The sequence below is a fragment of the Micromonospora sp. NBC_00860 genome (assembly GCF_045207375.1).
GTDB classification, from domain to species: domain Bacteria; phylum Actinomycetota; class Actinomycetes; order Mycobacteriales; family Micromonosporaceae; genus Micromonospora; species Micromonospora vinacea.
This window is the reverse complement of sequence record NZ_CP108825.1, coordinates 4,030,854-4,054,801: the sequence shown is the minus strand read 5'-3', so window position 1 is coordinate 4,054,801 and position 23,948 is coordinate 4,030,854. Positions and strand designations below refer to the sequence as shown.

Genomic DNA, 23,948 nt, shown 5'->3' with positions numbered 1-23,948 from the left:
GGAGGCTAGGCTTCGGCCCATGTCAGGGTGGCGGAGCCGGACGGCGGACGTGGCCCTGGTGCCCGCCGTGGGTCTGGTCGCCGTCGTGGGCCTGGTGGTGCAGTCGCGCGGCATCGACACCGTCGCCGAATGGGCGGCGCTGCTGGCGGTGCTGCTCTCCACCGGCGCGCTGTACGTCCGCCGGCGTCACCCGGTGCCGGTGGGCGTCGTGGCGCTGGCTGCCATCGGCGCGTACGGGGCGCTGCTGCACCGGCCCGGTCCGATCATGTTGGTGTTCGTCGTGGCGCTCTACACAGTCGTCGACGAGGGATATCTCGCGGTCGCCATCGGGCTCGGTCTCGCCTCGGTGATCGCCTTCGCCGTGGCGGACAGCTACAACCGGTCCCCGAACACCATGAACGGGGCGACGCTGCTGCACGCCGGTTGGCTCGTCGCGGTCATCGTGGGTGTGACCCGCAATCGCCGCGCCTACCTCGCCGAGGCGCAGGCCCGAGCGGTCATCGCCGAGCAGCGGATGGAGGAGGAGGCCCGGCGACGGGCCACCGAGGAGCGGCTGCGCATCGCCCGGGAGTTGCACGACGTGCTCGGCCACCACCTGTCGTTGATCAACGTGCAGGCCAGCGCCGCGTTGCACCGACCCGACCCGGTCCGGTCCGAGCAGGCCCTCACCGCTATCAAACAGACCAGCAAGGAGACGTTGAGTGAGTTGCGCGCGACGCTGGGCGCGCTGCGGCAGACCCCGGCGGTCGTGCCCGTACCCGGTCTGAACCGCCTCGGTGATCTGATCAGGACGGCCGCTCGACCGGAGTTGGAGATCCGCACCGAGCTGGCCGAGACGCGGTCGCTGCCGCCGGAGGTCGACCTGGCGGTGTATCGGATCGTCCAGGAGGCGCTCACCAACGTGGCGCGTCACGCGCGTGCCACCACCGCTGTGGTCCGGGTCCGGCCCGATCACGACGACGTGCTCGTGGAGATCGAGGACGACGGCACCGGCCAGCCGGGTTCACCGGGCAGCGGGATCCTCGGTATGCGGGAGCGGGCGCGGGCACTCGGCGGTTCGTTGACCACTGGCGCGCAGCCGGCCGGGGGCTTCCGGGTCCGTGCCCGTCTGCCGATGCGACCCGACCCGGCGCCGGTGGGGGAGCAGCTGTGATCCGGCTGCTCATCGTCGACGACCAGACCCTGGTACGCGCCGGTTTCCGGTCCATCCTCGACGGTGAGGACGGCCTCGAGGTGGTCGGCGAGGCCGCCGACGGATTCGAGGCGGTGCGGCTGGCCCGGCAACTGCGACCGGACGTCGTGCTCATGGACATCCGGATGCCCGGGCTCGACGGCCTGGCCGCCACCGGTGAGATCGTCGCGAACTCCGATGCTCGCGTCATCATTCTGACCACGTTCGACCTGGACGACTACGTCTACGGCGCGCTGCGCGCCGGTGCCAGCGGGTTCCTGGTCAAGGACACCGAGCCGGCCGAGCTGATCCACGGAGTGCGGGTGGTGGCCCGGGGTGACGCGCTGATCGCGCCGTCGATCACCCGACGGTTGATCGCCGAGTTCGCGGCCCGGGCCACGCATCCCGACCCTGGGCCGCGACTGAGCGTGCTCACCGAGCGGGAGCGTGAGGTGCTGACGCTTGTCGCCGCCGGCCTCTCCAACGACGAGATCGCGGCGCGGTTGGTGCTGAGCCCGGCGACCGCCAAGACACATGTCAGCCGGATCATGACCAAGGCCCAGGCCCGGGACCGGGCCCAGTTGGTGATCCTCGCCTACGAGTCCGGTCTGACCGTGCCCGGTTGGCTCGCTCGGTCCTGACCACCACCGTCGGCTGGTCGGCCGAGACGACCACCGGTGGGGCGGCCTCCGGATGGAACGAGACCAACCAGGCCGATCCCTCGCCGGAACTGGTCGGGTCAGCCCGCCAGGCGGCCGGTGCGGCGCGCGCGAACCAGGGCCAGCCCGCCGAGCACCACGCCGGCCAGTCCGACCGCCAGCGCCACATAGGCCCCGCCTCGCCCGTTGCCCGTGCCGATGCCACTGTCGGAGGTGACCACCACCAGCCCGCCGAGCGCCATGCTGATCAGCCCCGTCGCCAGGGCCAGGACGGCTCCGAGACTTCCCGAGCCGGTACCGAGCCGACTGGCGGGGCGGGCCAGAGCCAGCCCGCCGATGATGATGCCGACCAGCCCCAGCAGGACCGCAGCGCTGGCGCCGAAACGCCCGGAACTCATGGAGAGAGCAGCGGCGGCGGTCGGCTGGGCCGAGACGTGCGCGGCCGCCGGTGCGGCCAGCTCGATCCCTGCGAACGGGGCGGCTACGGCGGTGGCGAGCAGGTGACGGACGGACATTGTGGATCTCCTCGGTCGCAGGACGGGTACAGGCGGCAGCGTATGTACCGGACTGCTCGTGGGTCGTCATGCCGGAGTTGCCAGTGGGCCTACCACCCGGGATGTACGCGCTCGGCACGTCGTACCGCCGCAGTTGTCTCCCCGGGCTCCCCAGGCCGTCGCCCGGCACCTGTCACCTATCGCCCGGGCCGGTCACGAATACGTCTTGACCTGCGGTTTTGTCGGATCCGAGCAGTGGTGTTCGGGGCCGGGGAGTGGTACGACTGATACCTCGGACCGGGTGGTGCGGGGTCAGTTGGAGGTGGCGGATGCGTCTCACGAGCACCACGCCCCGGCGGCGGCCCTACCACCGGACGGCTACGGAGGTCTCGCCCGAGTGCGGGACAGGGGCAGCGTCATCGTGGCCGACGGACCCGCGATGACAAGCCCGGAAAACGCGGAGGAGATGGCAGCCGCCTACGCCCGCGGGCTCGACGCGGGGCGGATCGAGCAACGTCTACAGGGGCATGATGAGCACCTGCGCAGGATCAACGGCTCGATCGACTCGATGACGCAGGCGCTCCGGGCTCTCGCCGAGGAACTCCGCGGCAACGTCACCCTGCTCAGCGCCAACGTGACCGCGGGCCGCCGTGACGCCAGCGAGCGGGACAGGATCGCGGCGGTGCGGCTGGAGGAGGCGGGCATCGTCGAGTCCCAGCGGACGGTCCGGTGGACGGCGTGGCAGCGCTGGTTCGCCGTCGTCGGCGCGATCATCCTGGTCGTGAACTTCGGCCTGGGTCTCTACCTCGCGTTCGGCAGTTGATCTGGCGTTGGGGAGTAGTCGCCATCCGATCTGGGCTCCAGCACCACCACTGTGGTTTCCGACGATCGCCGTGCGGCGTGGGCGTCGAAGTTCTTGTCGGCCTCGCGCCAGCGGGGCCACAGCCGTGACCGCTCGCCGTCGGTGGCGACGCGGCCGCGCACCAGCCGCCGTCCGTCGACCAGATCGACTGACGCGTCCGGTCGTGCCTGGAGGTTGAGCCACCAGGCGGGGGCGCCCTCACCCCAGCCGTTCATCGCCACGCCGACCAGGTTCGGGCCATCCTCGAAGTAGGCGATGATGACGCTGCGCTGCTGGCCGGTGCGGCGTCCGGTCGTGGTCAGCCGCAGGGTGCCCCAGCGGGTCTCGCGGGGTCGCCACAGCCCGGTTCGGCCGCCGGAGACCCGGTACAGGCCCCGGTGCACCGACCAGGCCAGCCGGATGAACCACCGCGGCGGGAGCCACGGTGCCTTCGTTCCCTGAGCGTCCGACATGACGACCTCCTCCACCGACCAAGGCTGACGGCCCGGCGGGCTGCCGCCGCAGTTCCCCGCACCCACTGTGGACCGTGATCCTCAAGTCTTCCGGTGGGAGCGCGACTCGCGTCCGGGTGTCCATGATTCGACCGAGGATCGAACCGATCGGTGGAAGCCCAGCTTCGGTGGCGGGCGGGCTACCGCTGCCAGGCGTCGATGGCGCGGACGCCGTCGCGCACGACCCGGTCCAGGATGGCGGGGTTGCCGCTGGCGCCCTCCCACCCCTGGTCGTCGAAGACCGTCACGGTGCTGTCGACCCGGGCCACGGCGATCTGGCTGGACGCGGTGCCGCCGGTGCGATCGCCGTTCAGGCTCGTCTCGGGCCAGGTCCGGGTCAGCAGCAGCGCCTCGTCGCCGACCCCGGGCAGCGCCTGACTCTTGACGATGACGCGGTATCCGGACTGGTCGTACGAGGGGCACGTCTGCACTGCGGTGCGGAGACGGCCCAGGTAACCCGAAGCGCCGTCGCCGTCGAAGGTGAAGATGGTCTGGTGGATCATCCCCTGCGGCACGTTGCTGGATGGCTCGCCGGCCTTCTGGTAGGTGACGGTCATCGCGGCGCTCGCGGTGACCTGCCGGCCGCCGGTGCCGAACTCGTTGCCACACAGCTTCGGCAGGGCCTCCTCGACGGGCGTCGTCCGCCGGGGAGACTTCCGCAGCTCGGCGGGCAACTCGACGAAGGCCGAGGTCGGGATGGTCACCGGGGTGCTCGCGCTCGTAGATGGTGGGTCTGTCGGGGGCGCTGACGCCGACGGGGCGGCCGGCGCGGTGGTCGCCGGGGCCGAGCCGGGCGGATCCTCGCTGGTGGTGCAGGCAGCGGCGAGCGTGATGGCGCCGAGCAGGGGGAGCAGCGCGAGCGCGCGTCGCGTACGGGTCACCGGCAGTGGTGTGTATCGGCTCATCGTCACCCCTCGTCTGTCCCTGGGCAGTTCCCTGCCCGGTGTCCAACGAAACGACCACGCCTCGGGCATCGACCGGACCACCGGGAATCGCTGTGTCATCGCGTCGGCCGGGCCGCTACGCTGTCCCGCATGACCAGCGTGATCGCTCTGTGCACCGGACTGGCGTCTGACGTCCAGGTCGGTGCGGGGCGACGCCGGCGATCCGTCGCCCGCCCGCGCTGACCTGTTTCCTGCGACCGGCGGATCGAGCCGCCGGTCGTTCGCTGGTCGTCCTCGGTCCGCCCGTATCTCCCCGTCAACGGCTCGCGTGACAGCGCGGGTCCGAGCGAGATCGGCGTACCCATGGATCTTGAAAAGTTGTTGTCCGACCGGCTGGCGCCGGCGTTCGCGGCGGTGGCCGGCGGCCCGGTCGACCCGCTCGTGCGGCGGTCTCCACGTGCGGACTTCCAGTCCGACGCGGCGCTGGCGCTGGCCCGGCGGCTCGGCCGCCCGCCGCGGGACATCGCCGCCGCGGTGCTGGAGCACGCGGTGCTCGACGACATCTGCGTGTCGGCGGAGGTCTCCGGGCCGGGTTTCCTCAACCTGACAGTTGCCGACCGGGCACTGGCCGACATGGTCTCCGGGCTGGCTGGCGACGCCCGGCTCGGCGTGCCGTCGGCTGCCGCACCGCAGACCGTGGTGGTCGACTATTCGGCACCGAACGTGGCGAAGGAGATGCATGTTGGGCATCTTCGCGGCACCGTGATCGGTGACGCGGCGGTGCGGCTGCTGGAATGGCTCGGGCACCGGGTGGTGCGGGTCAACCACCTGGGTGACTGGGGGACACCTTTCGGCATGTTGATCGAGCACCTGGCCGACGTCGGCGAAGCCGGAGCGGCGCACGAGTTGTCGATGGGCGACCTGGACACCTTCTACCGGGCGGCCCGGGCGAAGTTCGACGCTGACGAGGCGTTCCGGGAACGGTCGCGGCTGCGGGTGGTCGCGTTGCAGGGCGGCGACGAGCGGACCCGGCGGTTGTGGCGGCTGCTGGTGACGCAGTCGGAGCGGTACTTCCTGACCGTCTACGACCTGCTCGACGTGACCTTGTCCGAGGGCGACTTCCGGGGCGAGAGCGCCTACAACGACAGGCTCGCGGGCGTCGTCGACGACCTGGACCGGCTGGGGCTGCTGCTGCCCAGCGGTGGGGCAGACTGTGTCTTCCCGCCCGGGTTCACCGGCCGGGACGGCGAGCCGTTGCCGCTGATCGTGCGCAAGAGCGACGGTGGGTACGGCTACCCGGCCACCGACCTCGCCGCGCTGCGGCAGCGCGTCGACGAGCTGGGCGCTACCCGGCTGCTGTACGTCGTCGGCCTACCGCAGCGGCAGCACTTCGCGATGGTGTTCGCCGTCGCCGAGGAGGCCGGCTGGCTCAACCCGCCGGCCCGGGCCGAGCATCTGGGCTTCGGCTCCATCCTCGGTGCCGACGGGCGGATGCTGCGCAGCCGGGCCGGTGAGTCGGTGAAGCTGGTGGGGCTGTTGGAGGAGGCGGTCGCCCGTGCCACCGACCTGGCCCGGAGCAGGAACCCGGATCTGGACGCCGGGACCGCCGACGAGATCGGCCGCGCGGTGGGCATCGGTGCCATCAAGTACGCCGACCTGTCCGTCGACCGGACCACTGACTACGTCCTGGACTGGGAGCGGATGTTGGCGCTGGACGGCAACACCGCGCCCTACCTCCAGTACGCGTACGCCCGGATCCGGTCGGTGCTGCGGCGGGCCGGGACGGCCGCGCGGCCGGACGCGCCCATCGTTGTCGCGCAGCCGGCGGAGCGGGCGCTCGCGGTCGAGCTGCTCGGCTTCGCCGCGGTGGTCGGCGAGGTGGAGCGGAGTCTCGAGTTTCATCAGCTCGCCGGGTACCTGCACCGGCTCGCGACCGCATTCAACGCCTTCTACGAGCGCTGCCCGGTGTTGCGTGCTCCGGACGAGCTGCGGGAGAGCCGGCTGCTGCTGGCCGAGCTGACCGCCCGGACCCTGCGGCAGGGGCTGCACCTGCTCGGCATCCGCACGCTGGAGCGGATGTGACGAGCCCGCCTGCCGGCCCGGTCAGCGGGCCCTCTTCGTGGCCCGCTTCCGGGGCGGCGTCAACAGGTCGGCAATCTGCGCGATGGCGGCGGGCACCAGGCGGTAGTACGCCCAGACCCCACGCTTGTCGCGTTCGAGTAGGCCGGCCTCGGTGAGGATCCGAAGGTGATGACTCACCGTCGGCTGGGAGAGGTTGAGCGCCGAGGTGAGGTCACTCACGGACGCCTCACCTTCCGGCGCCGACTGGATCAGGCTGAGCAACCGGAGTCGCGCCGGATCGGCGAAGGCCTTCAGCACCCCCGCTAGCCGTTCGGCATCGGCCCGCTTGATGGGATCGCCGGTGAGCGGCGAGATCGCAGGCATGGCAGTTTTCGCAGTTCCCACGCCTGCCATAGTGACACCAACACCATCAATAAACCGGCAGATCCGGCACCAGTCCTCCGATGGCGTCCGGATGGCGCGACGGAACCGCCGAACGTGAGTCGAACGTCGACGTCCGTGGTGGCCACAGGGGCCGTGTGGAGCTTCGGGAAGCTCCACACGGCCCTGTGCGTCAGCGGCGCGGTTTGGGTGCGATGCGGGGCAGGACGTACGGCGGCCCGGCGAAGATCAGATCGGACTTCAACTCCTGGTACGCCCGCTTGGGCTGGTAGTTCTCGTCGTAGATGGTGGCCAGGCCCTCCGGCGGGTCGTCGAACCAGCCCGGCACCCACGAATGGTTGTCACTGAAACCCCAGACTGTGTACGACAGGCAGCTCCGCACGGCGAGGCACGCCTTCATCAGCACGCTGAAGTTGGCGGCCGACGCCTGTAGCCGGGGGTTGATCTCCTCCGAGTTGCCCGCCTGCACGCCCTCTGTCAGCTGGCTGCGGACGTCGACCTCGGTGAACGCGGTAGCGACGCCGAGCCCGGCGAACTTCTTCAGCGCGGCGGTCACCTGGAGGGTGTCGAAGTTGCCGTACTGGGTGCCCAGATGGCCCTGGGAGCCGACGCCGTCGATCGGCACACCCTGGGCGCGCAGGCTCTTGGTCATGTCGTACACGAACTGGGTCTTGTCGTCCGCCGGGTTACCCGAGCCGAACGCCTCGATGTTGTAGTCGTTGTAGAACAGCAGGGCCTTGGGGTCGGCGGCCCGCGCCCAGCGGAAGGCGTCGGCGATGTAGCCGGGCCCGAGGTTCTGCGCCCAGAAGCCCTTGTAGTGCAGGGTCGACGGGGTGTCCCACGGGTCACTGACCGCCTCGTTGACCACGTCCCACTGCCAGATCTTGCCCTTGTAGCGGTTGACGACAGTGGTGATGTGCTTGCGCAGCAGCTCGCGCAACTCCTGCTTGCTGATGGAACCGTCGGCGACGCCGCTGGTCAACCAGGCGGGCAACTGGTTGTGCCAGACCAGCACGTGGCCGCGCACGCTCTGCCGGTTGCGCTTGGCGAACTCGACGAACTGGTCGGCCGGTGCCCAGTTGTAGGTGCCGCGGGTCGGCTCCAGGCTCTCCCACTTCATCACGTTCTCGGCGGTGACCGACGCGAACTCGGTGGAGGCCAGCTTGCGGTACTGCGGGTCGCTGGCGTCGTTGAGGGCATCCATGCTCACCGCGGTGCCGACGTGCAGGCCGTGGCGCAGGCCGAGGGTGCCGAGGCTCTGCGTCGTGGGGTCGTACGGCCGACTCGCGGTGGCCGGCACCGTGTTCAGCGTTGCGACGGTCGCGACGGCGACCAGGCCGACTGTCGACCACTGTCTCAACTTCATGTGCCTTCCCTTCCAGACGATCAATAGACAAATGTCGATCTAGGAGGTGAGGGTCCGGTGTTGACGGACGGGGGTGTGGGCGGGGTCGGGTGCTGCCGGTAGTTCCGGCCGGAAACCGGAAACTTGTTCGAAACGTTAAGCCGATCTATGTCTGGGCGTCAACGCCGAAAACTTCCGGAAATTCATCACATGACCTGCGGGGTGCTGCGCCGCTCGCGGCCGAAACTTTCGACGACCAGCGACGGGCGACCGGCGACCGGCGAGGTTCGGGCGGTGAGGTCGTCGTGGCGCACGCCAACGGGCATCGCCGACCCGGTGGTCGACGATGCCCGGTGGCGCTACGGAAGAATGGTCAGCGCAGGCCGGCGAAGAGGTCGTCCTCGGGGGTCGGCGAGCCGGTCCGGTCCCGGACCCGCAGGAAGGTCTCCATGCCCATTAGCTCGGTGAACCGCTCCTGGCCCAGTTGCAGAAAGAAGATGTTCTCGGTCTGACTGGCGTGGGTGGCCAGCGCGCCGAACTTCTGCGCGCCGTACTTGCTGGTGTCGACCCAGGTGGTGATCTCGTCGTCCGGCAGGCCGAGCTGCGGCTCCGCCGCGTCCGGCTCGGCCCACTCGACGCCGAGCTCCTTCATGATCCGGCCGAACTCCGCGAACGCCGTACGCGGCACCGTGGTCCAGTAGACCTTCGCCGGGACGTCCGTCTGCTCGACGGCGGCCATGGTGATCCGATGAGCCTGGATGTGGTCCGGGTGGCCGTAGAAACCGTTCTCGTCGTACGTGACGATCACGTCCGGCTGGTACCGCCGGATCAGCTCCGCGAGCCGGGCCGCGGCGTCCGCCACCGGCGTCGTCCAGAACGCGCCGGGCAGGTCGTTGGTCGGCCAGCCCATCATTCCGGAGTCGGCGTAGCCGAGGGTCTCCAGGTGGGTGACGTTCAGCGTCGCACAGCTGGCCTCCAGCTCGGCCTGGCGCATCGCCACCACGGCCGCCGGGTCGTGCCCCTCCTCGCCCGGCTTGACCCCACCCGGGCCGTCCCCACATCGCCCGTCGGTGCAGGTCACCAGCACTGTGGTGACCCCCTCGGCGGCATAGCGGGCAAGGACGCCGCCGGTGCTCGTCGCCTCGTCGTCGGGGTGGGCGTGCACCGCCATCAGGGTCAGAGGTCGCTCAGCCATGCCATCACCCTACGGTCATCCGGTTACGGCCCCACGACCTGCACCGGGAACGAGGCCGTCCTCGTCACCCCGACCACCGAGTACGACACGATGACGGTCTGCGCCCCCGCGGTGGTGAGGTCGTACCCCGAGACCGTGTACCCGCCGTGGCCGTGCGCCAGAACCTCGTCCCGCACCCCGTCGGTGTAGTCGGCCGTCACCACGAGACCCGTGAGGTCGAGGGGCTCGCCGACGGCGTACGTCGTCCTGGTCGGTGGCGTCCGTACCGCGACGCTCGTCGGGTCCGCACCCCGCATCGCGGCGTGCTCCGCCTGGGTGAGGGCGAAGACGCTCCCGTGCCGCAGCACGCCGTCCGCCAGGTCGTATTCGGGTTTCCGGCTCCAGTCGACGGGCGTCCAGTCGCCCGACGCGAGATCTGCGCTCCAGTACGGGTGCAGCTGCTCCTCCAGGTGGTTGCCGGAGGGCGACCCGGCCCAGATCTGGTCGGCCCAGAGGTAGTAGCCCGGCCCGCGTACGTCACCGGGGTTGGCCTTGACCACCATCGGCGCTTCGGCGTAGGTGGTGTTCATCGCCCGGTGGGTGATGCAGCTCGCCACCAGTTCCCACTCCTCCGCAGGAGCGAGGATGGAGGACGACCGCTCCTGGTAGATGTCCTCCGAGCCGCACGACGGGACGTACGGTGTGACCCCGACACCGGTGGACGTGCGGTCGCTGACAAAACGGTGGTACGACCCGTCGGTGTCGTCCCGGATGATCACCGCGTCCAGCGTCCCGTGGTGGGGGCGGTCACTCATGACCCGTGCCGGAGTGAAGGTCACGAAGTCCCGGGTGGTGCAGTAGAGGGTCTGGTTCCGGGTGACCGGGAAGCGGCCACGCGGATCGGTGCGATCAGGTGTGTAGTACGTCCCGGGGGGATACATCGACGAGGTCCAGTAGACGACGTAGGCGTCGATCGACTCGTCCCAGATGGCCTCCGGGGCGAACGCCATGCCTGCCTCTTCCGGGGCCACCAGCACGTGTCGCTGCTCGGACCAGGTCCGCAGGTCGGTGGACTCCCACACCTCGATGTGCCGGCTCGCGCCGCTCTGCGCCCAGTCCCAGCCCTGCCACCCGTACGCACAGCCATCGACGTTCAGATCGGTGGCGACGAGGTAGAACCGGTCCCCCGCCGGGGAGCGGACGACGGACGGGTCGCGAACTGCGTGCATGCCCCTGGTGGACCGGAGCACCGCCTGCCCGTCGTTGACAGCGGTCCAGCTGGTCGGATCGTTTCCGATGCTCGCGGCGAGGTAGAGCTGTTGCCCCGCCTGACTGTTGGACCGGGCGAAGTTCGCCATGCCGTAGCGCGAGAAGGGGGCGAGCGGGACCCCGGGGCGCTCCTCGGTCTGTGTCACCGGATCACCTTCCGCCGCCACTGGGCTCGTCGGAGCTGGCATCCTACCCAGTTCGGCATCCCCCGAGGGGTCCTTGTGTGAACGGTGCTCAGGCTCCGGGCCGGTCGCTAGATTCGGCCGTGATCAGCACCTCCGAGCAGGTTCGGACGCGGGGAGAAGTCGATGGCAAAGGCCGCTGGCGGGTTCACCGACCTGCGACAGGTCGAGGCCGGAGTCCTGAACGTCGGATACGTGGACGCCGGGCCACCCGACGGGGACGCGGTGATCCTCCTGCACGGGTGGCCCTACGACATCCACAGCTTCGCCGACGTCGTACCGCTGCTCACCGCCGCCGGTCACCGGGTCGTCGTTCCGTACCTGCGGGGCTACGGCACGACCCGGTTCCTCTCCGACGACACCATGCGAAACGGCGAACCGGCGGCCATGGGGCTCGACCTCATCGCCCTGATGGACGCCCTGAAGATCGACACCGCGAAACTCGCCGGGTTCGACTGGGGCGCGCGCACCGCCGATGTCGTCGCCGCGCTGTGGCCCGAACGCTGCCGGGGGCTGGTCTCGGTGAGCGGCTACCTGATCGACGGGCAGAAGTCGGGCACGGTGCCGTTGCCGCCGAAGGCGGAGTTCGCGTGGTGGTACCAGTACTACTTCGCCACCAAGCGCGGTCGCGAAGGGTACGACAAGAACCGGCGCGACTTCGCCAAGCTGATCTGGCACACCGCCTCGCCCCAGTGGACGTTCGACGACGCGACGTTCGACCGCAGCGCGGCGGCGTTCGACAACCCCGACCACGTCGACATCGTCATCCACAACTACCGCTGGCGGCTGGCCCTCGCCGACGGCGAGCCGCAGTACGACGAGATCGAGAAGCGTCTGGCCGCGAAGCCGAAGATCACGGTGCCCAGCATCTCTCTGGAGGGGGACGCCAACGGAGCGCCGCACCTGGAGCCCACCGTCTACGGCAAGCAGTTCGCCGGCCCGTACGAGCACCGGACCGTCGGGGGCGGTGTCGGGCACAACCTGCCGCAGGAGGCGCCGCAGGCTTTCGCGGACGCCGTGCTGGAGGTCTGAGTCGTCAGGGCGTCGGCCGTTCCACCCGCACCGGATCGCCGCGAACCAGCCCGTCGTGGATGCGCCACCGGGCGGCGGTGACGGCACGCCGCGCCTCCTCGTCGCCGTGCTCGATGCGGTGGCGCAGCAGGTCCAGGGCGATCCGGCGGTTGAGACTGAACTGCCGCTCCTCGTCCACCACGACCACCAGACCAGACGGACGGTGGGTTGCGCGTACCGCAGTGCTGGCCTTGTTCCGGTGCTGACCACCCGGCCCGCCGGTACGGCAGCCGACGATGTCGACGTCCGCCTCGCGGAACGTCGTGGGCCGGGCGTCGCGTTCGGGCGGCTGGGCGGTGACGTACCAGTTCTTCCGGCCGACGCCCGACCGGTACGGGCTGGGGGCCTGCCAGCACAGCGTCCCGGTCCACGTGGCCGCGAACGCCTCGGCGTCAGCGCCGGAGATACGGATCAGCACCGACCGGTAGGTGCCGGTGCGGTCACCGGGCACCGCCTCGACCTGCTGGACCGTCAGACCTCGGCGGGTGCCCTCGTCCCGCAGGCGGCGTAGCAGGTGACTCACCGCCCAGGCGCACTCCTGCGGCCCGCGCCCGGCGGACAGCAGCAGGAACGCGTTCACGACCGGCCTCGCCGGCCGCGGTGGCCCCGCCGGTCCGGTCGTGCGGCGGACCCGAGGTCGGGCGTCTTGTAGGTGACCACTGGCGTCGTGCTGACCACCGGCGTGGCCAGCTGGTGCGCGACCAGGTCGGTGATCACCTGCTCGATGCGCTTGTACGCCGTGGGCGCCTCCTCGAAGAGCAGCTGCCGGTCACCGCAGACCACCAGCGACCCCACCGGGGTACGGCGTAGCTCCTCGACCGTGTGCTTGGCCCGGCCCCGCCGCAGGGCGTCGGCGCGCGACATCTTGCGGCCAGCTCCGTGGGCCACCGAGTGGTTGGCGTCCGGCCCGGCGTGTGCGGCCACCAGGTAGGAGGGCGTTCCCCGGGTACCGGCGATCAGCACGTCGCGCCCGTCACCCGGCGCCGCGCCCTTGCGGTGCAGGTAGACCCCGTCCCGGACCTCGACCAGGTTGTGGCACTGGTCGACGATCGGCGCGGTGGGCTCGGCCCCCAACGCGTGCGCCACCCGGGCGGCCAGCACCCGGCGGTTGAGCGAACCCCACCGCACCGCCTCGTCGTGCATGCCCAGGTAGGCGGCGGGATCGGGAGCCGCCCCGGCGCCGTGGACCTCGGTGTGCGCCCGCAGGATCCGCTCGCCCAGACCGCGCGAACCGCTGTGCACGATGAGCACCAGATCGCCCGCGTCGAGGCCGAGCCGGCCCGCGTGCCGTACGTCGAGGATGGTGTCGACGCGGGCCAGCTCCACGAAGTGGTTGCCCCGGCCCACCGTCCCGAGACCGTCGAGGTGGCCGGCCGGAACGTCACCGTCGACGGCGGCCCAGGCGGGGTCGTCGGCGTCCCGTACCGGGTCGAGCGCCTGGTCGAGGTCGGGGAACCGGGCGGCGAGCCGTTCCGGTACGGCCCGCTTGAGCTTGATCGGAAACACGGCGATGCCGCAGCCGATGTCGGAGCCCACCAGGAACGGGTACAGCACTGTCGACGCCATGGCCGCGCCGATGGGCGCGCCCTTGCCGGGATGCAGGTCCGGCATCGCGGCGACGTGCCGCATGCCGTCCAGGGCGGCGACCTGTTGGCACTGCGCGAGCGCATCGGACTCGATCCAGCTCGCGGGAGAGGCGAACACCGTGACGGTGGCCGGGGCGGACGGGGGCAGGGGCTCCCGAGGGAGGTGGTGCTGGGACAAGGAGGCTCATCTCTGGCTGCGAACGTGAAAACGGACGGCGTCACGGCCCCCGGGAGGCATCACCGGTGGCGCGGAGCAGGTGTGGTGTCCGTCAGTACGTCATGGACGTCACTCTGGCCGAGGCGCGCCGGGCACGACAACTGATTTTCCTTCACGACGTACGCTGCCGCGATGAGCGCACCGCGTCGCATCCTGGTCTACGGGGTGTACGGCTCCGGCAAGTCCACCCTCGCCGCGCGGTTGGCCGAACACCTCGGCCTGCCCTGGTATCCGGTGGACGACCTGCTCTGGCAGCCGGGCTGGGTCGAGGTGCCGGTCGCCCAGCAGCGCAGCCGGATCGAGGAGATCTGCCGACGGGACCGCTGGATCATCGATGGGGCGTACCACGGCTGGCGGGACGTCCCGATGGCCCGCGCCGACCTGGTCGTCGGCCTAGACTATCCACGATGGCGCTCGTTCGGACGGTTGCTCCGCCGCACCGTCCGCCGTGTGGTCACGGGCGAGGTCATCTGCAACGGCAACCGCGAGTCGCTGAGCAGCGTGCTGTCCCCGGATTCGATCCTGGTGTGGCACGTCACCGCGTTCGGCCGGGCCCGACGGCGGATGCGGGCCTGGCAGGCCGACCGGTCCGCGCCGCCCGTGGTGTTGCTGCGTTCCCCGGCGGAGTTGGACGTCTGGCTGAGCGGGCTGCCCCGCCGGTGAGGCGAGTGGACGTCGGACTTCGCGCCGCCGCAGGGCAAGGCCGGCAGCGCGCGAGACCTACGTGGTGCGCATCGGCTGACCGTCCATGGTGAATGCGTCGTCGGCCCGCTCCGGTGGGGAGCGGGCCGACGACGTGACGTGGCCCGGCCGGGATCACACCGGCCGGGCCACCGATCAGGACTCCAGGCGTCGACGCCGGGCGAGGAGGAACGCGACAGCACCCAGGACGACCATCACACCTCCGACGCCGGTCATGGCCGGGACCACACCGCCTCCGGTGACCGGCAGGATGGGTTGCTTGCCGCCACCACCAGGTTTGCCGGGTGCGCCAGGGCTGCCAGGCGCACCGGGGCTGCCGGGGGCTCCGGGCGCTCCGGGCGCTCCGGGGGGTCCGGACGGACCAGGTGCGCCGGGGCTACCCGGTGCTCCCGGGCTACCGGGTGCGCCGGGGGCTCCGGGTGCTCCCGGGCTACCGGGTGCGCCGGGGGCTCCGGGTGCTCCCGGGCTGCCGGGTGCGCCGGGGGCTCCGGGTGCTCCGGGGCTGCCCGGTGCGCCAGGGCTGCCGGGTGCGCCGGGGCTGCCGGACGGGCCGGGTGGGCCGGTGGGCCCAGGCGGGCCTGTCGGTCCGGGCGGGCCTGTCGGCCCGGCGCAGATCGGTGCGGTGATGACGTTGGTGTCGAGGGTGACGGCCTCGGTGCGCGCCAGCGCGCGGCCCTGGAGGGTCGCGCCCGTGGCCATCGTGATCGCGGCCTGAGCCATGATGGTGCCCACGAAGGTGGTGCCGGTGCCGATCGTCGCCGAGCTGCCGATCTTCCAGAAGACGTTGCAGGCCGACGCTCCGTTGATCAGCACGACGCTGCTGTTCGACGCCGTCGTCAACGAGGAGTCGACCTGGAAGATGAATACGGCCGACGGGTCGCCCTGACCGTTGAGCGTCAACGGTCCGGTCAGTTGGGCGGCCCCGATCCGGTAGACCCCCTCGTTGAGCGTGTTGCCACCCAACTCCGCCGGCAGGTTGGTGAACGGGGTTCGGCCGGCGGCGTCGTTGAAGGCGATGGTCAGGTCGCTCTGAGCTTGGAGCGCGACAGCGTCACCGAGGTGCACCTCGCCGCCGATGGTTGCCGTTTCGAATCCGGACGAGGTGACTCCGGGGAACCGCCCGAGACTCTGGGCCAGGAAGCTGGGGCCGGTGTTGGTCGGCTCCGCCCCGGCCAGGACGGAGAAGTCGGCTGCCGTCCCCAGGTTGACCGGTGCTTCCTGCGCGTTGGCGGCGGTCGAGCTGAAGAGCAGCAGGCTGGCTGCCACCGTGGCGGCTGCGCCAGCCGCGAGCGACGGCAGGACAACTCGCCGCCGTAGCCAATGTGTGGGTTTAGCTGTCACAGAACACCCTCCGTGGGTACTACTCGCAGGAGACGGCCAGCGAGTGGCGTCCTGCGTGATACGGCCTGTACGGCGCCGATAAGCGCGCTGACCACCACATCACGTCAGGTGTTCCAATGGGGGTAAATCAGGACAATAACCCACGCCTGTCTATCTGAATTGGACTGATGTTCGCGTTCGCGTTCGCCGGTCCCGTGGGTATCGGGCGGGCGTGCGACCGGGCCACCGAGCGGATCTCGGCCTAGCGGCCCGTGGGGAGTGGCCTGATCGCACGGCCGAGCACGCAGGGGGAGGATGGGCTGTTGCTGGTGGCCGGGAAACGGAAGCGGCGCTGCTCCTCCACCTCGAAGCCGGCCGCCGTGATGGCGGCGACGGTGTCACGGCCGGTGTGGCAGCCGGCGAACAGCCTCGGCCACAGCGTGGCGTCGACGATTCGCTGGGCGCGGTGCAGACCTGTGGTCTCCTCCGCGGCCACGTGCTCGAAGAACCGCACCTCGCCTCCGGGGCGCAGCACCCGGCTGATCTCGGCCAGCGCGCTCGGCTGATCGGGCACGGTACACAACACCAACGCGACCACCGCCGCGTCGAACTCGCCGTCACCGGCGGGCAGCGCATCGGCCAGACCGTCGACGACAGTGACCGGAACCGGCGCGTCCGCCGCGGCGCGCTCGGCAGCGGCACGGAGACGCCGCTCCGGTTCGACAGCGACGACCTGGGTCACCCCCGGTGGGTAGTGGGAGAACATCCGTCCGTTGCCCGCACCGATCTCGATCACACGGCCGGACAGGCCGGCGACCAGGTCCCGCCGGAACGCCGCCGTGCCGGCGCGGTCCATGGCAACGCTGAGGCGCTCGTACACCCGGGCGAACACGGGGTGGGACACCGTGGCCACGTCGACCTCCTGATCTTTCGTTGAACTGCTCTGCGCCGATTGTCCTGCATCCGCGCACGCTTTCCGTCTTACTGATTGGCAGCACGACTCAATCCAGTGCAGACAGGAGTGGTTCGACCATGAAGATCGTCGTCATCGGGGGCAGCGGCCTCATCGGTTCCAAGCTGGTGGACCGCCTCGGCGCCCAGGACCACGAGGCGGTGCCGGCATCGCCGAAGACCGGCGTGAACACCCTGACCGGCGAGGGAGTGGCCGACGCGCTCACCGGCGCCGAGGTCGTCGTCGACGTGTCGAACTCGCCGTCGTTCGAGGACGCCGCCGTGCTGGAGTTCTTCGAGACGTCCACCCGGACGCTCCTCGCCGCCGCGTCGGACGCCGGGGTGAACCACTACGTGGCGCTCTCCATCGTGGGGTGCGACAGGATCCCGGACAGCGGGTACATGCGCGCGAAGGTCGCCCAGGAGAAGCTCATCGTCGCTTCCGGAATGCCGTACTCGGTGGTGCACGCCACCCAGTTCTTCGAGTTCCTCCGGGGCATCATCGACGCCGGCACGGACGGTGACACAGTGCACCTCGCGCCGGTGCTCATTCAGCCGATGGCCGCGGACGACGTCGCGGCAGCGGTGGCCGAGGTCGTGCTCAGCGCGCCGACGAACTCCGTGGTCGAGGTCGCTGGCCCGGAGCAGTTCCGCCTCGACGAGCTGGGCCGATCCCTCCTCGCCGGCCAGCAGGACCGTCGTTCGGTGGTGGCCGACCCCGACGCCCGGTACTTCGGTGCCAAGCTGGGCGAACGCTCGCTCGTCCCTGCCGATGGCGCCCGCGTCGCCGGCACCAGCCTGGACGACTGGCGTACCCGGGGACAGTGAGCCGGCCCGTTACCCCGTCGTCCCGGTCGGGCCGCCCCGCCTGCCGAGGCGCTGCACCAACTCCCGTACCGCCTCGGTGAACGGTTCGTCGGACTCGCCCGTCCAGTGCCCGTGAATGGGTGGGGCGACGCTGTCGCCGGGGGGTGTCACCACGTCGCGGGGATCACGCTGTCGACGATCCACAGCGGCGGCCGGGTCACCGCTGGTGGCCGGCGCGGGACGCGGGGAGAAGACCCAGCCACCGATGGGGTCGGTGTCGCGCCACAGGTTCACCCAGCGCCAATCCACCCGCCGACCGATCTCGCGCAGTGCCGCGTCGTTGACGTAGGCGGGGAAAAGCCGTGCGTAGAGGCGGCGCAGCGGTGACCCGTGGGTGAGCAGGGCGACCCGGTCGCCGACCTGCTGCGGCAGTTGGAGCACCGTGGCGGCGAGCAGGACCGAGCCGTGGCTGTGCCCGGTGAGCAGCACCGCGTCGCCGCGCTCGACGAGGTAGGTGATCCGGCGGGTCAGTTCCGGCACGGCCCGCTCCGAGTAGCAGGGCGGCGCGAACGGGTGGGCGGCCCGGGGCCAGAAGGTGCCGAGGTCCCAGAGGACACCGATGTGCCGGCGGTACGGCTCGGTCCGGTACGCGAAGATGCCGCCGATGATCAGGCCGAGGATGATCGCCGCGATCACCCAGCTACCGAACGCGATGCCGAACGTGACCGCGTCCGCCGGCAACCTCACGTTCCGCTCGATGACGTCGCTCGGGACCTGCCCCAGCAGACCGATGGTGGTGGTGGCCGTCCCGAGTCCGGTGAGGCAGCCGTAGAGCACGGCCAGCGGCACCAGTTTCTCGGTGAAGCGAGCCCGGGCTATCGCGTCTCGGACCTGCCGAAGTCGGGGCCCCGCCTCGGCCGGCGGGTCCGGAAAGTCGCGCGCGACTATCGCCGCCGCGGCCCGGCGTCGACTCCGGCGGGAGATCAGGACGACGAGGCCGGAGACGACCACCGTGATCAGCAGGGCCCGAAAGAAGCCGTAGATCGCCCAGGTGTAGGCCCGGGGCGGGCCGGAGGCGATGCCGTCGCCGGTCGGCACGTCGCGGTCCAGGAAGTCCGCCACCCGGTAGACCAGTTCGGCGGAGTACGCCACCGCCATGCTGATCCCGGTGGCGGCGACAACGAGAGCGCCCAACCCGAACAGCGGGGTGGCGTCGCGCTCTCGGCGCCGGTGCCAGAGCAGCACCACGCCCAGGGCGGCCAACAGCGCCGTCTGCGCCACGAAGAGGCCGGCCAGAGTCGCGTCATAACCGGGGAGCCCGTGCTCCTGCGTCCACGGCTGGGAACTGGTGGACACGTACGCCACGACGGCCACGGTCAGGATGACGGAAGTGGTCCGGAGGGTGCGGGTGACCCGGTCGAGCCGTTGGTCGCCGGGGTCCCGGTCGATCAGCGGCGGTGTGCAGAGCACCCCCACGCAGCCCGCCAGGATCACGCCCGTGATCGCCGTCAGGGCGATCGTGCCCGCCGAGGCGTCACTCGCGCCTCGGGCCAGGAGCAGGACGAGGTCCAGCGTCGCGAAGGCCGCCGCGACGTGGATGGCCCGCAACCGGCCCACCAGCGGCTCGGCGTCCCACTGACCGATCGTCCCGAGCCGAGACGCGGAGCCGTCATCATCGGGTGCCCGAAACGCCTCGAAGGTCCTCCCCGGACGGCAACTGACCCGCCAGATCAGGCCGATCGCGGCGGCTGGGACCAGCGCGAGCACCGCCAGTCGCTGACCGGTCGGCCGCCCACCCAACCAGGACAACCAACTACGTCCCGCCAGGCAGTCCGGTGAGGCCAGGCACCCCCAACCGACGAGATCCACTGCCACGCCGGCGATGGCGAGCACGTACAGCACGGTGAGCGTGAGCGCCAGCACCCGGCACAGGGACTTGACCGCCGCCCCGGATCCGGGGTTCGCCGGGCGCATCCAGATCGCGACGTTGACCAGCATGAAGGGGAGCAGGAAGACCACCGCCAGGGTGCGGGCCACGGTCCCGGAGGGCAGGTCACCCCAGCGGTACGCCTCCAACGTCACACCGCGCACACCGGTGGTGTCCGAGCACCGGGGGCGCGGCCGGTAGAACCCGCCACTGCGGTCACCGGCGACCTGCCCGGTCTGTTGCAGGTCCAGCACCTGCGCGGCGCTCGCGCCGGAGACTCCGTGCACCCGTAGCTCCACGACGTCACCGGAGTCGTCCGGCCCGCTCAACCGCGCTGATCCATCCGACGTCCTCCCGAGGCGTCTCACAGCCCTTGTCCGCGCGACCCGGCCCCGTTCCCACGCCGGAGCCGCCGACGGCAGAGCCGGGTCTACCCGAACCAGACGACCTCAATCGCGGCGGGCCGGGGCGCTACCGCCCAGGCAGGGCCCGACCGGAGGTCTTTGTCGCTTCGGGTACGTCGTCTCGGCCCGCCTTCGCCAGTTCGTTGCGGTAGGCCCGCGGCGAGAGGCCGGTGGTGCGCTTGAAGGCCACGCTGAAGGCGCTCTCCGAGCCGTATCCGATGGCCTGGGCGATGGTGGCGACCGTGTCGGAGCTGCGTCGGATGCGGTCCGCCGCGAGTTCGATCCGCCACCCGGTCAGGTACTCCAGCGGGCCCACCCCGACGACCTTCTTGAAGCGGGCCGCCAACGTCGACCGGGAGACGGTGGCCGCCCGGGCGAGTTCGTCCACCGTCCACGGGTGCGCGGGTCGCGCGTGCATCGCACGTAGCGCGGGAGCGACCACCGGGTCGGTGAGACCGGCCAGCCACCCGGTGGTGGGCTGTTCGTCGCGGGTCAGGTGCAGTCGCAGGACCCGGATCAGCAGGATCAGCGCCAGGTGTTCGGCGACGAGGTGGGAGCCGAGTCGCGTCGATCGCAGTTCCGCGTCGATCTCGGCGAGGGCCCACTGGACGGTACCGGCCTCCGGGGTGTCGGCGGGCACGTGGATGACCGGCGGGAGGTTGTCCAGCAGCAGGCTGCGCGCCCGTCCGCCCAGCGTGAAGGCGCCGCCGATGAGGAACACGTCGTCACCGTCGCCGACGTGCGCCACACCGTCGGTGGCGGCGGCGAAGATCGGGTACGCGGGCTCGACCGGCACCTCGGGGTCGCTGAAGAGGGTGTAGGCCGCCGGTCGGGTCAGCAGGAAGCAGTCCCCCGCACCGAGGTTGATCGGCTCGGCATGGCCGTCGACCCGCAGCCAGCACCGGCCCCGCCGGACGGCGTTGAACTTGGCCCCGGACGGTGGGTCGAAACCGACTGCCCAGCGCCCGCCCCCGACCAGGCCGGCGGAGACGTGGCTCGTCGCGCCAAGCAGGGCCAGCACATCCTCCAGCGGATCCATCCCCACCTTTTCTGGACGCTCACGAAAGTATGAAGGACTCCAGACTATAGGCAGTCCGATCGGGGCGTTCGTAGCCTGGGTTTCATGACAGCGAACCCACGCCTCACCACCCCGTTCAACGCCCGCACCACCGCCGCCGAGGTCCTCGACGGTGTCGACCTCACCGGACGCCGGATGATCGTCACCGGAGGGGCCTCCGGCATCGGTGTGGAGACGGTGCGCGCGTTGGCCGGGGCCGGCGCCGAGGTCACCGTCGCGACCCGGAATCAGCGGGCGGCCGACCGGCTCGCCGAGGAGTTCGCCACCGATGCCACCCGGGGCACGGTTCGGTCGTCCGCCCTCGATCTCGCCGACCTGGCGTCGGTCGACGCCTTCGTCGCGGCCTGGCAGGGCCCGCTCGACGTGCTGATCGCCAACGCCGGAATCATGGCGATCCCGACCCGCCAGCTGACCGCCGTGGGCTGGGAACTCCAGCTCGCGACGAACCACCTCGGCCACTTCGCGCTGGCCCGAGGGCTGCACGACAACCTGCGGGCGGCCGATGCGGCCCGGGTAGTGATGGTCAGTTCCGGGGCGCACCTGGCCGCGCCGTTCGACTTCGACGACCCGCAGTTCGAGCGCCGCCCGTACGACCCGTGGTCGGCCTACGGCCAGTCGAAGACCGCGGAGGTCCTGCTCGCGGTCGGCATCACTCGCCGCTGGGCGAGGGACGGGATCACCGCGAACGCCCTCAACCCCGGGTACATCTTCACCAACCTCCAGCGTCACATCGACGACGACACGATGCGGGCGATGGGCGCCATGGACGAAGCGGGCAACCTCATCGAGGCGGAGTACTACAAGAAGCCCTCCCAGGGCGCGTCGACCACCGTGCTGCTCGCCGGCTCGCCCCTACTCCACGGCGTTGGCGGCCGGTACTTCGACGACAACCAGGAGGCAGAGGTCATTCCCGGTGGCCCCGACGCTACCGGCGGAGTCGCCGCCCACGCGCTGGACCCGGCCGCGTCCGACCGGCTCTGGGCGTACGCCGAGAAGGCGCTCGCCTCGCGCTGACGGCGGCCGGGCCGTGCCGGCGAGGATTGATCCGGCCGTAACGGGGTAGGTGCCGCCATGGTCGCTGCCGGTCGGCGCGGAGCGGACGCGGGCCCGTCGACCGTCGCCCGGTGGTGGGACCGGGTGGTGGCCGCGTTGCGCGACCGGGCCCGTCGGGTACGGAGCATCGGCGGCCTCGCCCTACAGGCCGGCCTGGCCGCGGCGCTGTCCTGGCTGGTGGCGCACTCGCTGCTACAGGTGTCGCAGCCGGTCTTCGCGCCGATCTCCGCCGTCTCGACGCTCGCCGCGTCCGTCGGCCAGCGGTTGCGTCGCACCGTCGAGCTGATCATCGGCGTCACCGTCGGAGTGTTGATCGGCGACCTGCTGCTCGTGGTGATCGGCACCGGGTGGTGGCAGCTCGCACTGATCGTGGTGCTGGCGATCGTCGTCGCGCTCTTCCTCGCTGGCAGCGCGGCGGTGGTGATCCAGGCCGGGGCGACGGCGGTGCTGATCGCCACGCTCAGCCCGGCCGTCCGGGATCTGGAGATTCCCCGATTCGTGGACGCGCTCGTCGGGGGAGGGGTGGCGCTGCTGGTCACCGCCGTGTTGCTGCCGCTGAATCCGCTGCGGGTGCTCAACCGGGCCGCGCGGCCGGCGTTTGATCTCCTCGCGACCCAGCTCGACGCCACCGCCGAGGCGCTGACCGAGCGGGACGCCGCTCGGGCCCGTGCCGCCCGGGGTGAGCTGCGGCGGAGCGCGGGGCGGTTGAAGGCGTTCGTCGAGGCGACCCAGGGCGCCCGGGAGGCGAGCACCCTGTCACCGGTGTACTGGCACCAACGGCACGGGCCGGTGGGCCGCTACGCGCAGGCGGCGGAGCCGATCGACCGGGCGATGCGCAACAGCGGCACCCTGATCCGACGGTCGGTGACGCTCATCGAGGACGGCGAGCCGGTGCCGGAGCCGTTGCCGACGGCGGTGGCCGATCTCGCCGAGGCCGTCCGCCTGCTCAAGCGGCAGTTCGCCGTCGGCGCCGAGCCGAACCGGGCGCGGGAACAGGCGCTGCGGGCGGTTCGGACGGCCGGGCACGCCTACCGGGACGGCGTCGGCTTCTCCGGTGCGGTCGTGGTGGCACAGGTCCGGACGACCGTCAGCGACCTTCTGGTCGCCTCCGGGCTGAGCCAGCAGGACGCGAATCACCTGGTCCGGAGGGTTTTCGGCGACCTCTGAGACCAGGAAGGCCGTCAGCTGAGCCAGGCAAGACGCCTTCCTGAGCCATGCCTGTTGCGCTCTGAGCCAAAGTGGTGCCATGATGGTGCCATGGAGCTGAGGTCATACGTCGAGAACCTGCGTAACGAGTTCGCCGTGGCCGCGGAGGGCGTCGACCCGGAGGCCCGGGCGCTGGCCGAACGACTCTTCGCGCAGTTGGAGGCGGCCACCCGTCTCACGCTGCTCGAAGCGTTGTCCGACGCGGCCGACGAGATCACCCGTGACCTCGCACCCGGGTCGGTGCACGTTCGGTTGCGCGGGCGCGAGCCCGACTTCGTGGTGACACCGGCCAGCCCGCCGGTCGAGGCGGCGAGCGAGCCCAGCGGCCCGCCACCACTGTCGGTGCCGGTGTCCGCGCCCGACGGGGACGAGGGCGGCACCTCGCGGATCAACCTGCGGCTCCCCGACCACCTGAAGGCCAGCGTCGAGGACGCCGCCGGCCGCGCCGGGCTCTCGGTGAACGCCTGGCTGGTGCGCGCCGTCGCTGGTGCCGTCGGGGCCGGCGACACGGAGCGTCGTCCACCCCGCCGGCCGGAGCCGCGCTCCGGCCAGCACTTCACCGGCTGGGCCCGCTAACTTCCCGCACCCCTTCCACCACGCCGCTGACCAGCGGCGACCTTCGCCGACCACAT

Annotated in this window: 23 protein-coding genes; 10 read left to right on the top strand and 13 right to left on the bottom strand. The window is 71.1% G+C overall.

Annotated features, from left to right (window positions below; all coding sequences use genetic code 11):
* The first annotated feature begins 19 nt into the window (after window positions 1-19).
* A complete protein-coding gene (locus OH804_RS18505) occupies window positions 20-1,153 on the top strand; it encodes a sensor histidine kinase (protein WP_406058387.1) in 1,134 nt (377 codons plus the stop codon).
* Window positions 1,150-1,812, top strand: a complete 663-nt coding sequence (locus OH804_RS18500) for a response regulator transcription factor (protein ID WP_196921944.1) — start codon at window positions 1,150-1,152, stop codon at window positions 1,810-1,812. The genes OH804_RS18505 and OH804_RS18500 overlap by 4 nt, the downstream gene beginning before the upstream one ends.
* 98 nt (window positions 1,813-1,910) lie before the next feature.
* On the opposite strand, the gene OH804_RS18495 is transcribed toward OH804_RS18500, so the two are convergent.
* A complete protein-coding gene (locus OH804_RS18495; RefSeq protein ID WP_406058385.1) occupies window positions 1,911-2,345 on the bottom strand; it encodes a DUF6223 family protein in 435 nt (144 codons plus the stop codon).
* A gap of 418 nt (window positions 2,346-2,763) precedes the next feature.
* On the opposite strand from OH804_RS18495, the gene OH804_RS18490 reads away from it, so the two are divergent.
* Window positions 2,764-3,147 (top strand): hypothetical protein, encoded by a 384-nt coding sequence (locus tag OH804_RS18490; protein WP_406058383.1) that lies wholly within the window; start codon window positions 2,764-2,766, stop codon window positions 3,145-3,147.
* On the opposite strand, the gene OH804_RS18485 is transcribed toward OH804_RS18490, so the two are convergent.
* A complete protein-coding gene (locus OH804_RS18485) occupies window positions 3,126-3,638 on the bottom strand; it encodes a nitroreductase/quinone reductase family protein (RefSeq protein WP_406058381.1) in 513 nt (170 codons plus the stop codon). The genes OH804_RS18490 and OH804_RS18485 overlap by 22 nt on opposite strands.
* Window positions 3,639-3,817: 179 nt before the next feature.
* Complete coding sequence (locus OH804_RS18480) at window positions 3,818-4,582, bottom strand: hypothetical protein (protein WP_406058379.1); 765 nt, start codon at window positions 4,580-4,582, stop codon at window positions 3,818-3,820.
* Between the two features lie 342 nt (window positions 4,583-4,924).
* Between OH804_RS18480 and argS the strand changes: the two genes are divergently transcribed.
* Entirely contained in the window at window positions 4,925-6,643 is a 1,719-nt protein-coding gene (gene argS / locus OH804_RS18475; protein ID WP_406058377.1) for an arginine--tRNA ligase, read from the top strand.
* A gap of 21 nt (window positions 6,644-6,664) precedes the next feature.
* Here the strand turns inward: argS and OH804_RS18470 are convergent, their stop codons facing one another.
* From OH804_RS18470 to OH804_RS18455, 4 genes are all read right to left on the bottom strand, one after another.
* The gene (locus OH804_RS18470; RefSeq protein WP_030333934.1) at window positions 6,665-7,006 is read right to left on the bottom strand and encodes a helix-turn-helix transcriptional regulator; all 342 of its coding nucleotides are present in this window, start codon (window positions 7,004-7,006) and stop codon (window positions 6,665-6,667) included.
* A gap of 190 nt (window positions 7,007-7,196) precedes the next feature.
* On the bottom strand, window positions 7,197-8,390 hold the full coding sequence (locus tag OH804_RS18465; RefSeq protein WP_196921950.1) for an endo-1,4-beta-xylanase: 1,194 nt from the start codon (window positions 8,388-8,390) through the stop codon (window positions 7,197-7,199).
* Between the two features lie 352 nt (window positions 8,391-8,742).
* Entirely contained in the window at window positions 8,743-9,564 is an 822-nt protein-coding gene (locus OH804_RS18460) for a PIG-L family deacetylase (protein WP_196921951.1), read from the bottom strand.
* A 23-nt stretch (window positions 9,565-9,587) separates the two neighbouring features.
* Complete coding sequence (locus OH804_RS18455; RefSeq protein ID WP_406058374.1) at window positions 9,588-10,958, bottom strand: bacterial Ig-like domain-containing protein; 1,371 nt, start codon at window positions 10,956-10,958, stop codon at window positions 9,588-9,590.
* A gap of 162 nt (window positions 10,959-11,120) precedes the next feature.
* Here OH804_RS18455 and OH804_RS18450 point away from each other — a divergent pair, with 162 nt between their 5' ends.
* Window positions 11,121-12,026, top strand: coding sequence for an alpha/beta fold hydrolase (locus OH804_RS18450; protein WP_406058372.1), 906 nt, complete (start codon window positions 11,121-11,123; stop codon window positions 12,024-12,026).
* Window positions 12,027-12,030: 4 nt separating this feature from the next.
* Here OH804_RS18450 and prfH read toward each other — a convergent pair whose 3' ends face one another.
* Entirely contained in the window at window positions 12,031-12,645 is a 615-nt protein-coding gene (gene prfH, locus OH804_RS18445) for a peptide chain release factor H (RefSeq protein ID WP_196921954.1), read from the bottom strand.
* Window positions 12,642-13,829, bottom strand: coding sequence for an RNA ligase RtcB family protein (locus OH804_RS18440; RefSeq protein ID WP_196921955.1), 1,188 nt, complete (start codon window positions 13,827-13,829; stop codon window positions 12,642-12,644). Before OH804_RS18440 ends, prfH begins: the two co-directional genes overlap by 4 nt.
* Before the next feature lie 171 nt (window positions 13,830-14,000).
* Here OH804_RS18440 and OH804_RS18435 point away from each other — a divergent pair, with 171 nt between their 5' ends.
* Entirely contained in the window at window positions 14,001-14,531 is a 531-nt protein-coding gene (locus tag OH804_RS18435) for an AAA family ATPase (protein WP_196921956.1), read from the top strand.
* A 174-nt stretch (window positions 14,532-14,705) separates the two neighbouring features.
* Here the strand turns inward: OH804_RS18435 and OH804_RS18430 are convergent, their stop codons facing one another.
* Together OH804_RS18430 and OH804_RS18425 are read right to left on the bottom strand one after the other, a co-directional pair.
* Window positions 14,706-15,836 (bottom strand): ice-binding family protein, encoded by a 1,131-nt coding sequence (locus tag OH804_RS18430; RefSeq protein WP_406058369.1) that lies wholly within the window; start codon window positions 15,834-15,836, stop codon window positions 14,706-14,708.
* Between the two features lie 316 nt (window positions 15,837-16,152).
* Complete coding sequence (locus tag OH804_RS18425; RefSeq protein WP_196921958.1) at window positions 16,153-16,803, bottom strand: class I SAM-dependent methyltransferase; 651 nt, start codon at window positions 16,801-16,803, stop codon at window positions 16,153-16,155.
* Window positions 16,804-16,922: 119 nt separating this feature from the next.
* Here OH804_RS18425 and OH804_RS18420 point away from each other — a divergent pair, with 119 nt between their 5' ends.
* A complete protein-coding gene (locus OH804_RS18420; protein WP_406058367.1) occupies window positions 16,923-17,669 on the top strand; it encodes an SDR family oxidoreductase in 747 nt (248 codons plus the stop codon).
* A gap of 9 nt (window positions 17,670-17,678) precedes the next feature.
* Here the strand turns inward: OH804_RS18420 and OH804_RS18415 are convergent, their stop codons facing one another.
* Complete coding sequence (locus tag OH804_RS18415; RefSeq protein WP_406058365.1) at window positions 17,679-19,904, bottom strand: hypothetical protein; 2,226 nt, start codon at window positions 19,902-19,904, stop codon at window positions 17,679-17,681.
* A 142-nt stretch (window positions 19,905-20,046) separates the two neighbouring features.
* Window positions 20,047-21,018 carry an AraC family transcriptional regulator gene (locus OH804_RS18410; RefSeq protein ID WP_406058363.1) on the bottom strand — a complete coding sequence of 324 codons (972 nt, stop codon included), beginning with the start codon at window positions 21,016-21,018 and terminating at the stop codon, window positions 20,047-20,049.
* An 84-nt stretch (window positions 21,019-21,102) separates the two neighbouring features.
* Between OH804_RS18410 and OH804_RS18405 the strand changes: the two genes are divergently transcribed.
* The 3 genes from OH804_RS18405 (at window position 21,103) to OH804_RS18395 (ending at window position 23,892) form a co-directional block, all read left to right on the top strand.
* A complete protein-coding gene (locus OH804_RS18405) occupies window positions 21,103-22,071 on the top strand; it encodes an SDR family NAD(P)-dependent oxidoreductase (RefSeq protein ID WP_406058361.1) in 969 nt (322 codons plus the stop codon).
* A 57-nt stretch (window positions 22,072-22,128) separates the two neighbouring features.
* Complete coding sequence (locus OH804_RS18400) at window positions 22,129-23,277, top strand: FUSC family protein (RefSeq protein ID WP_196921963.1); 1,149 nt, start codon at window positions 22,129-22,131, stop codon at window positions 23,275-23,277.
* A gap of 90 nt (window positions 23,278-23,367) precedes the next feature.
* Entirely contained in the window at window positions 23,368-23,892 is a 525-nt protein-coding gene (locus OH804_RS18395) for a hypothetical protein (protein WP_196921964.1), read from the top strand.
* Window positions 23,893-23,948 lie beyond the last annotated feature (56 nt).

Coding starts and splice junctions, on each gene's coding strand:
- OH804_RS18505 (WP_406058387.1), top strand. CDS start 20: ATGTCAGGGTGGCGGAGCCGGACGGCGGACGTGGCCCTGGTGCCCGCC.
- OH804_RS18495 (WP_406058385.1), bottom strand. CDS start 2,345: ATGTCCGTCCGTCACCTGCTCGCCACCGCCGTAGCCGCCCCGTTCGCA.
- OH804_RS18490 (WP_406058383.1), top strand. CDS start 2,764: ATGACAAGCCCGGAAAACGCGGAGGAGATGGCAGCCGCCTACGCCCGC.
- OH804_RS18485 (WP_406058381.1), bottom strand. CDS start 3,638: ATGTCGGACGCTCAGGGAACGAAGGCACCGTGGCTCCCGCCGCGGTGG.
- OH804_RS18480 (WP_406058379.1), bottom strand. CDS start 4,582: ATGAGCCGATACACACCACTGCCGGTGACCCGTACGCGACGCGCGCTC.
- argS (WP_406058377.1), top strand. CDS start 4,925: ATGGATCTTGAAAAGTTGTTGTCCGACCGGCTGGCGCCGGCGTTCGCG.
- OH804_RS18470 (WP_030333934.1), bottom strand. CDS start 7,006: ATGCCTGCGATCTCGCCGCTCACCGGCGATCCCATCAAGCGGGCCGAT.
- OH804_RS18465 (WP_196921950.1), bottom strand. CDS start 8,390: ATGAAGTTGAGACAGTGGTCGACAGTCGGCCTGGTCGCCGTCGCGACC.
- OH804_RS18460 (WP_196921951.1), bottom strand. CDS start 9,564: ATGGCTGAGCGACCTCTGACCCTGATGGCGGTGCACGCCCACCCCGAC.
- OH804_RS18450 (WP_406058372.1), top strand. CDS start 11,121: ATGGCAAAGGCCGCTGGCGGGTTCACCGACCTGCGACAGGTCGAGGCC.
- OH804_RS18435 (WP_196921956.1), top strand. CDS start 14,001: ATGAGCGCACCGCGTCGCATCCTGGTCTACGGGGTGTACGGCTCCGGC.
- OH804_RS18420 (WP_406058367.1), top strand. CDS start 16,923: ATGAAGATCGTCGTCATCGGGGGCAGCGGCCTCATCGGTTCCAAGCTG.
- OH804_RS18410 (WP_406058363.1), bottom strand. CDS start 21,018: ATGGATCCGCTGGAGGATGTGCTGGCCCTGCTTGGCGCGACGAGCCAC.
- OH804_RS18405 (WP_406058361.1), top strand. CDS start 21,103: ATGACAGCGAACCCACGCCTCACCACCCCGTTCAACGCCCGCACCACC.
- OH804_RS18400 (WP_196921963.1), top strand. CDS start 22,129: ATGGTCGCTGCCGGTCGGCGCGGAGCGGACGCGGGCCCGTCGACCGTC.
- OH804_RS18395 (WP_196921964.1), top strand. CDS start 23,368: ATGGAGCTGAGGTCATACGTCGAGAACCTGCGTAACGAGTTCGCCGTG.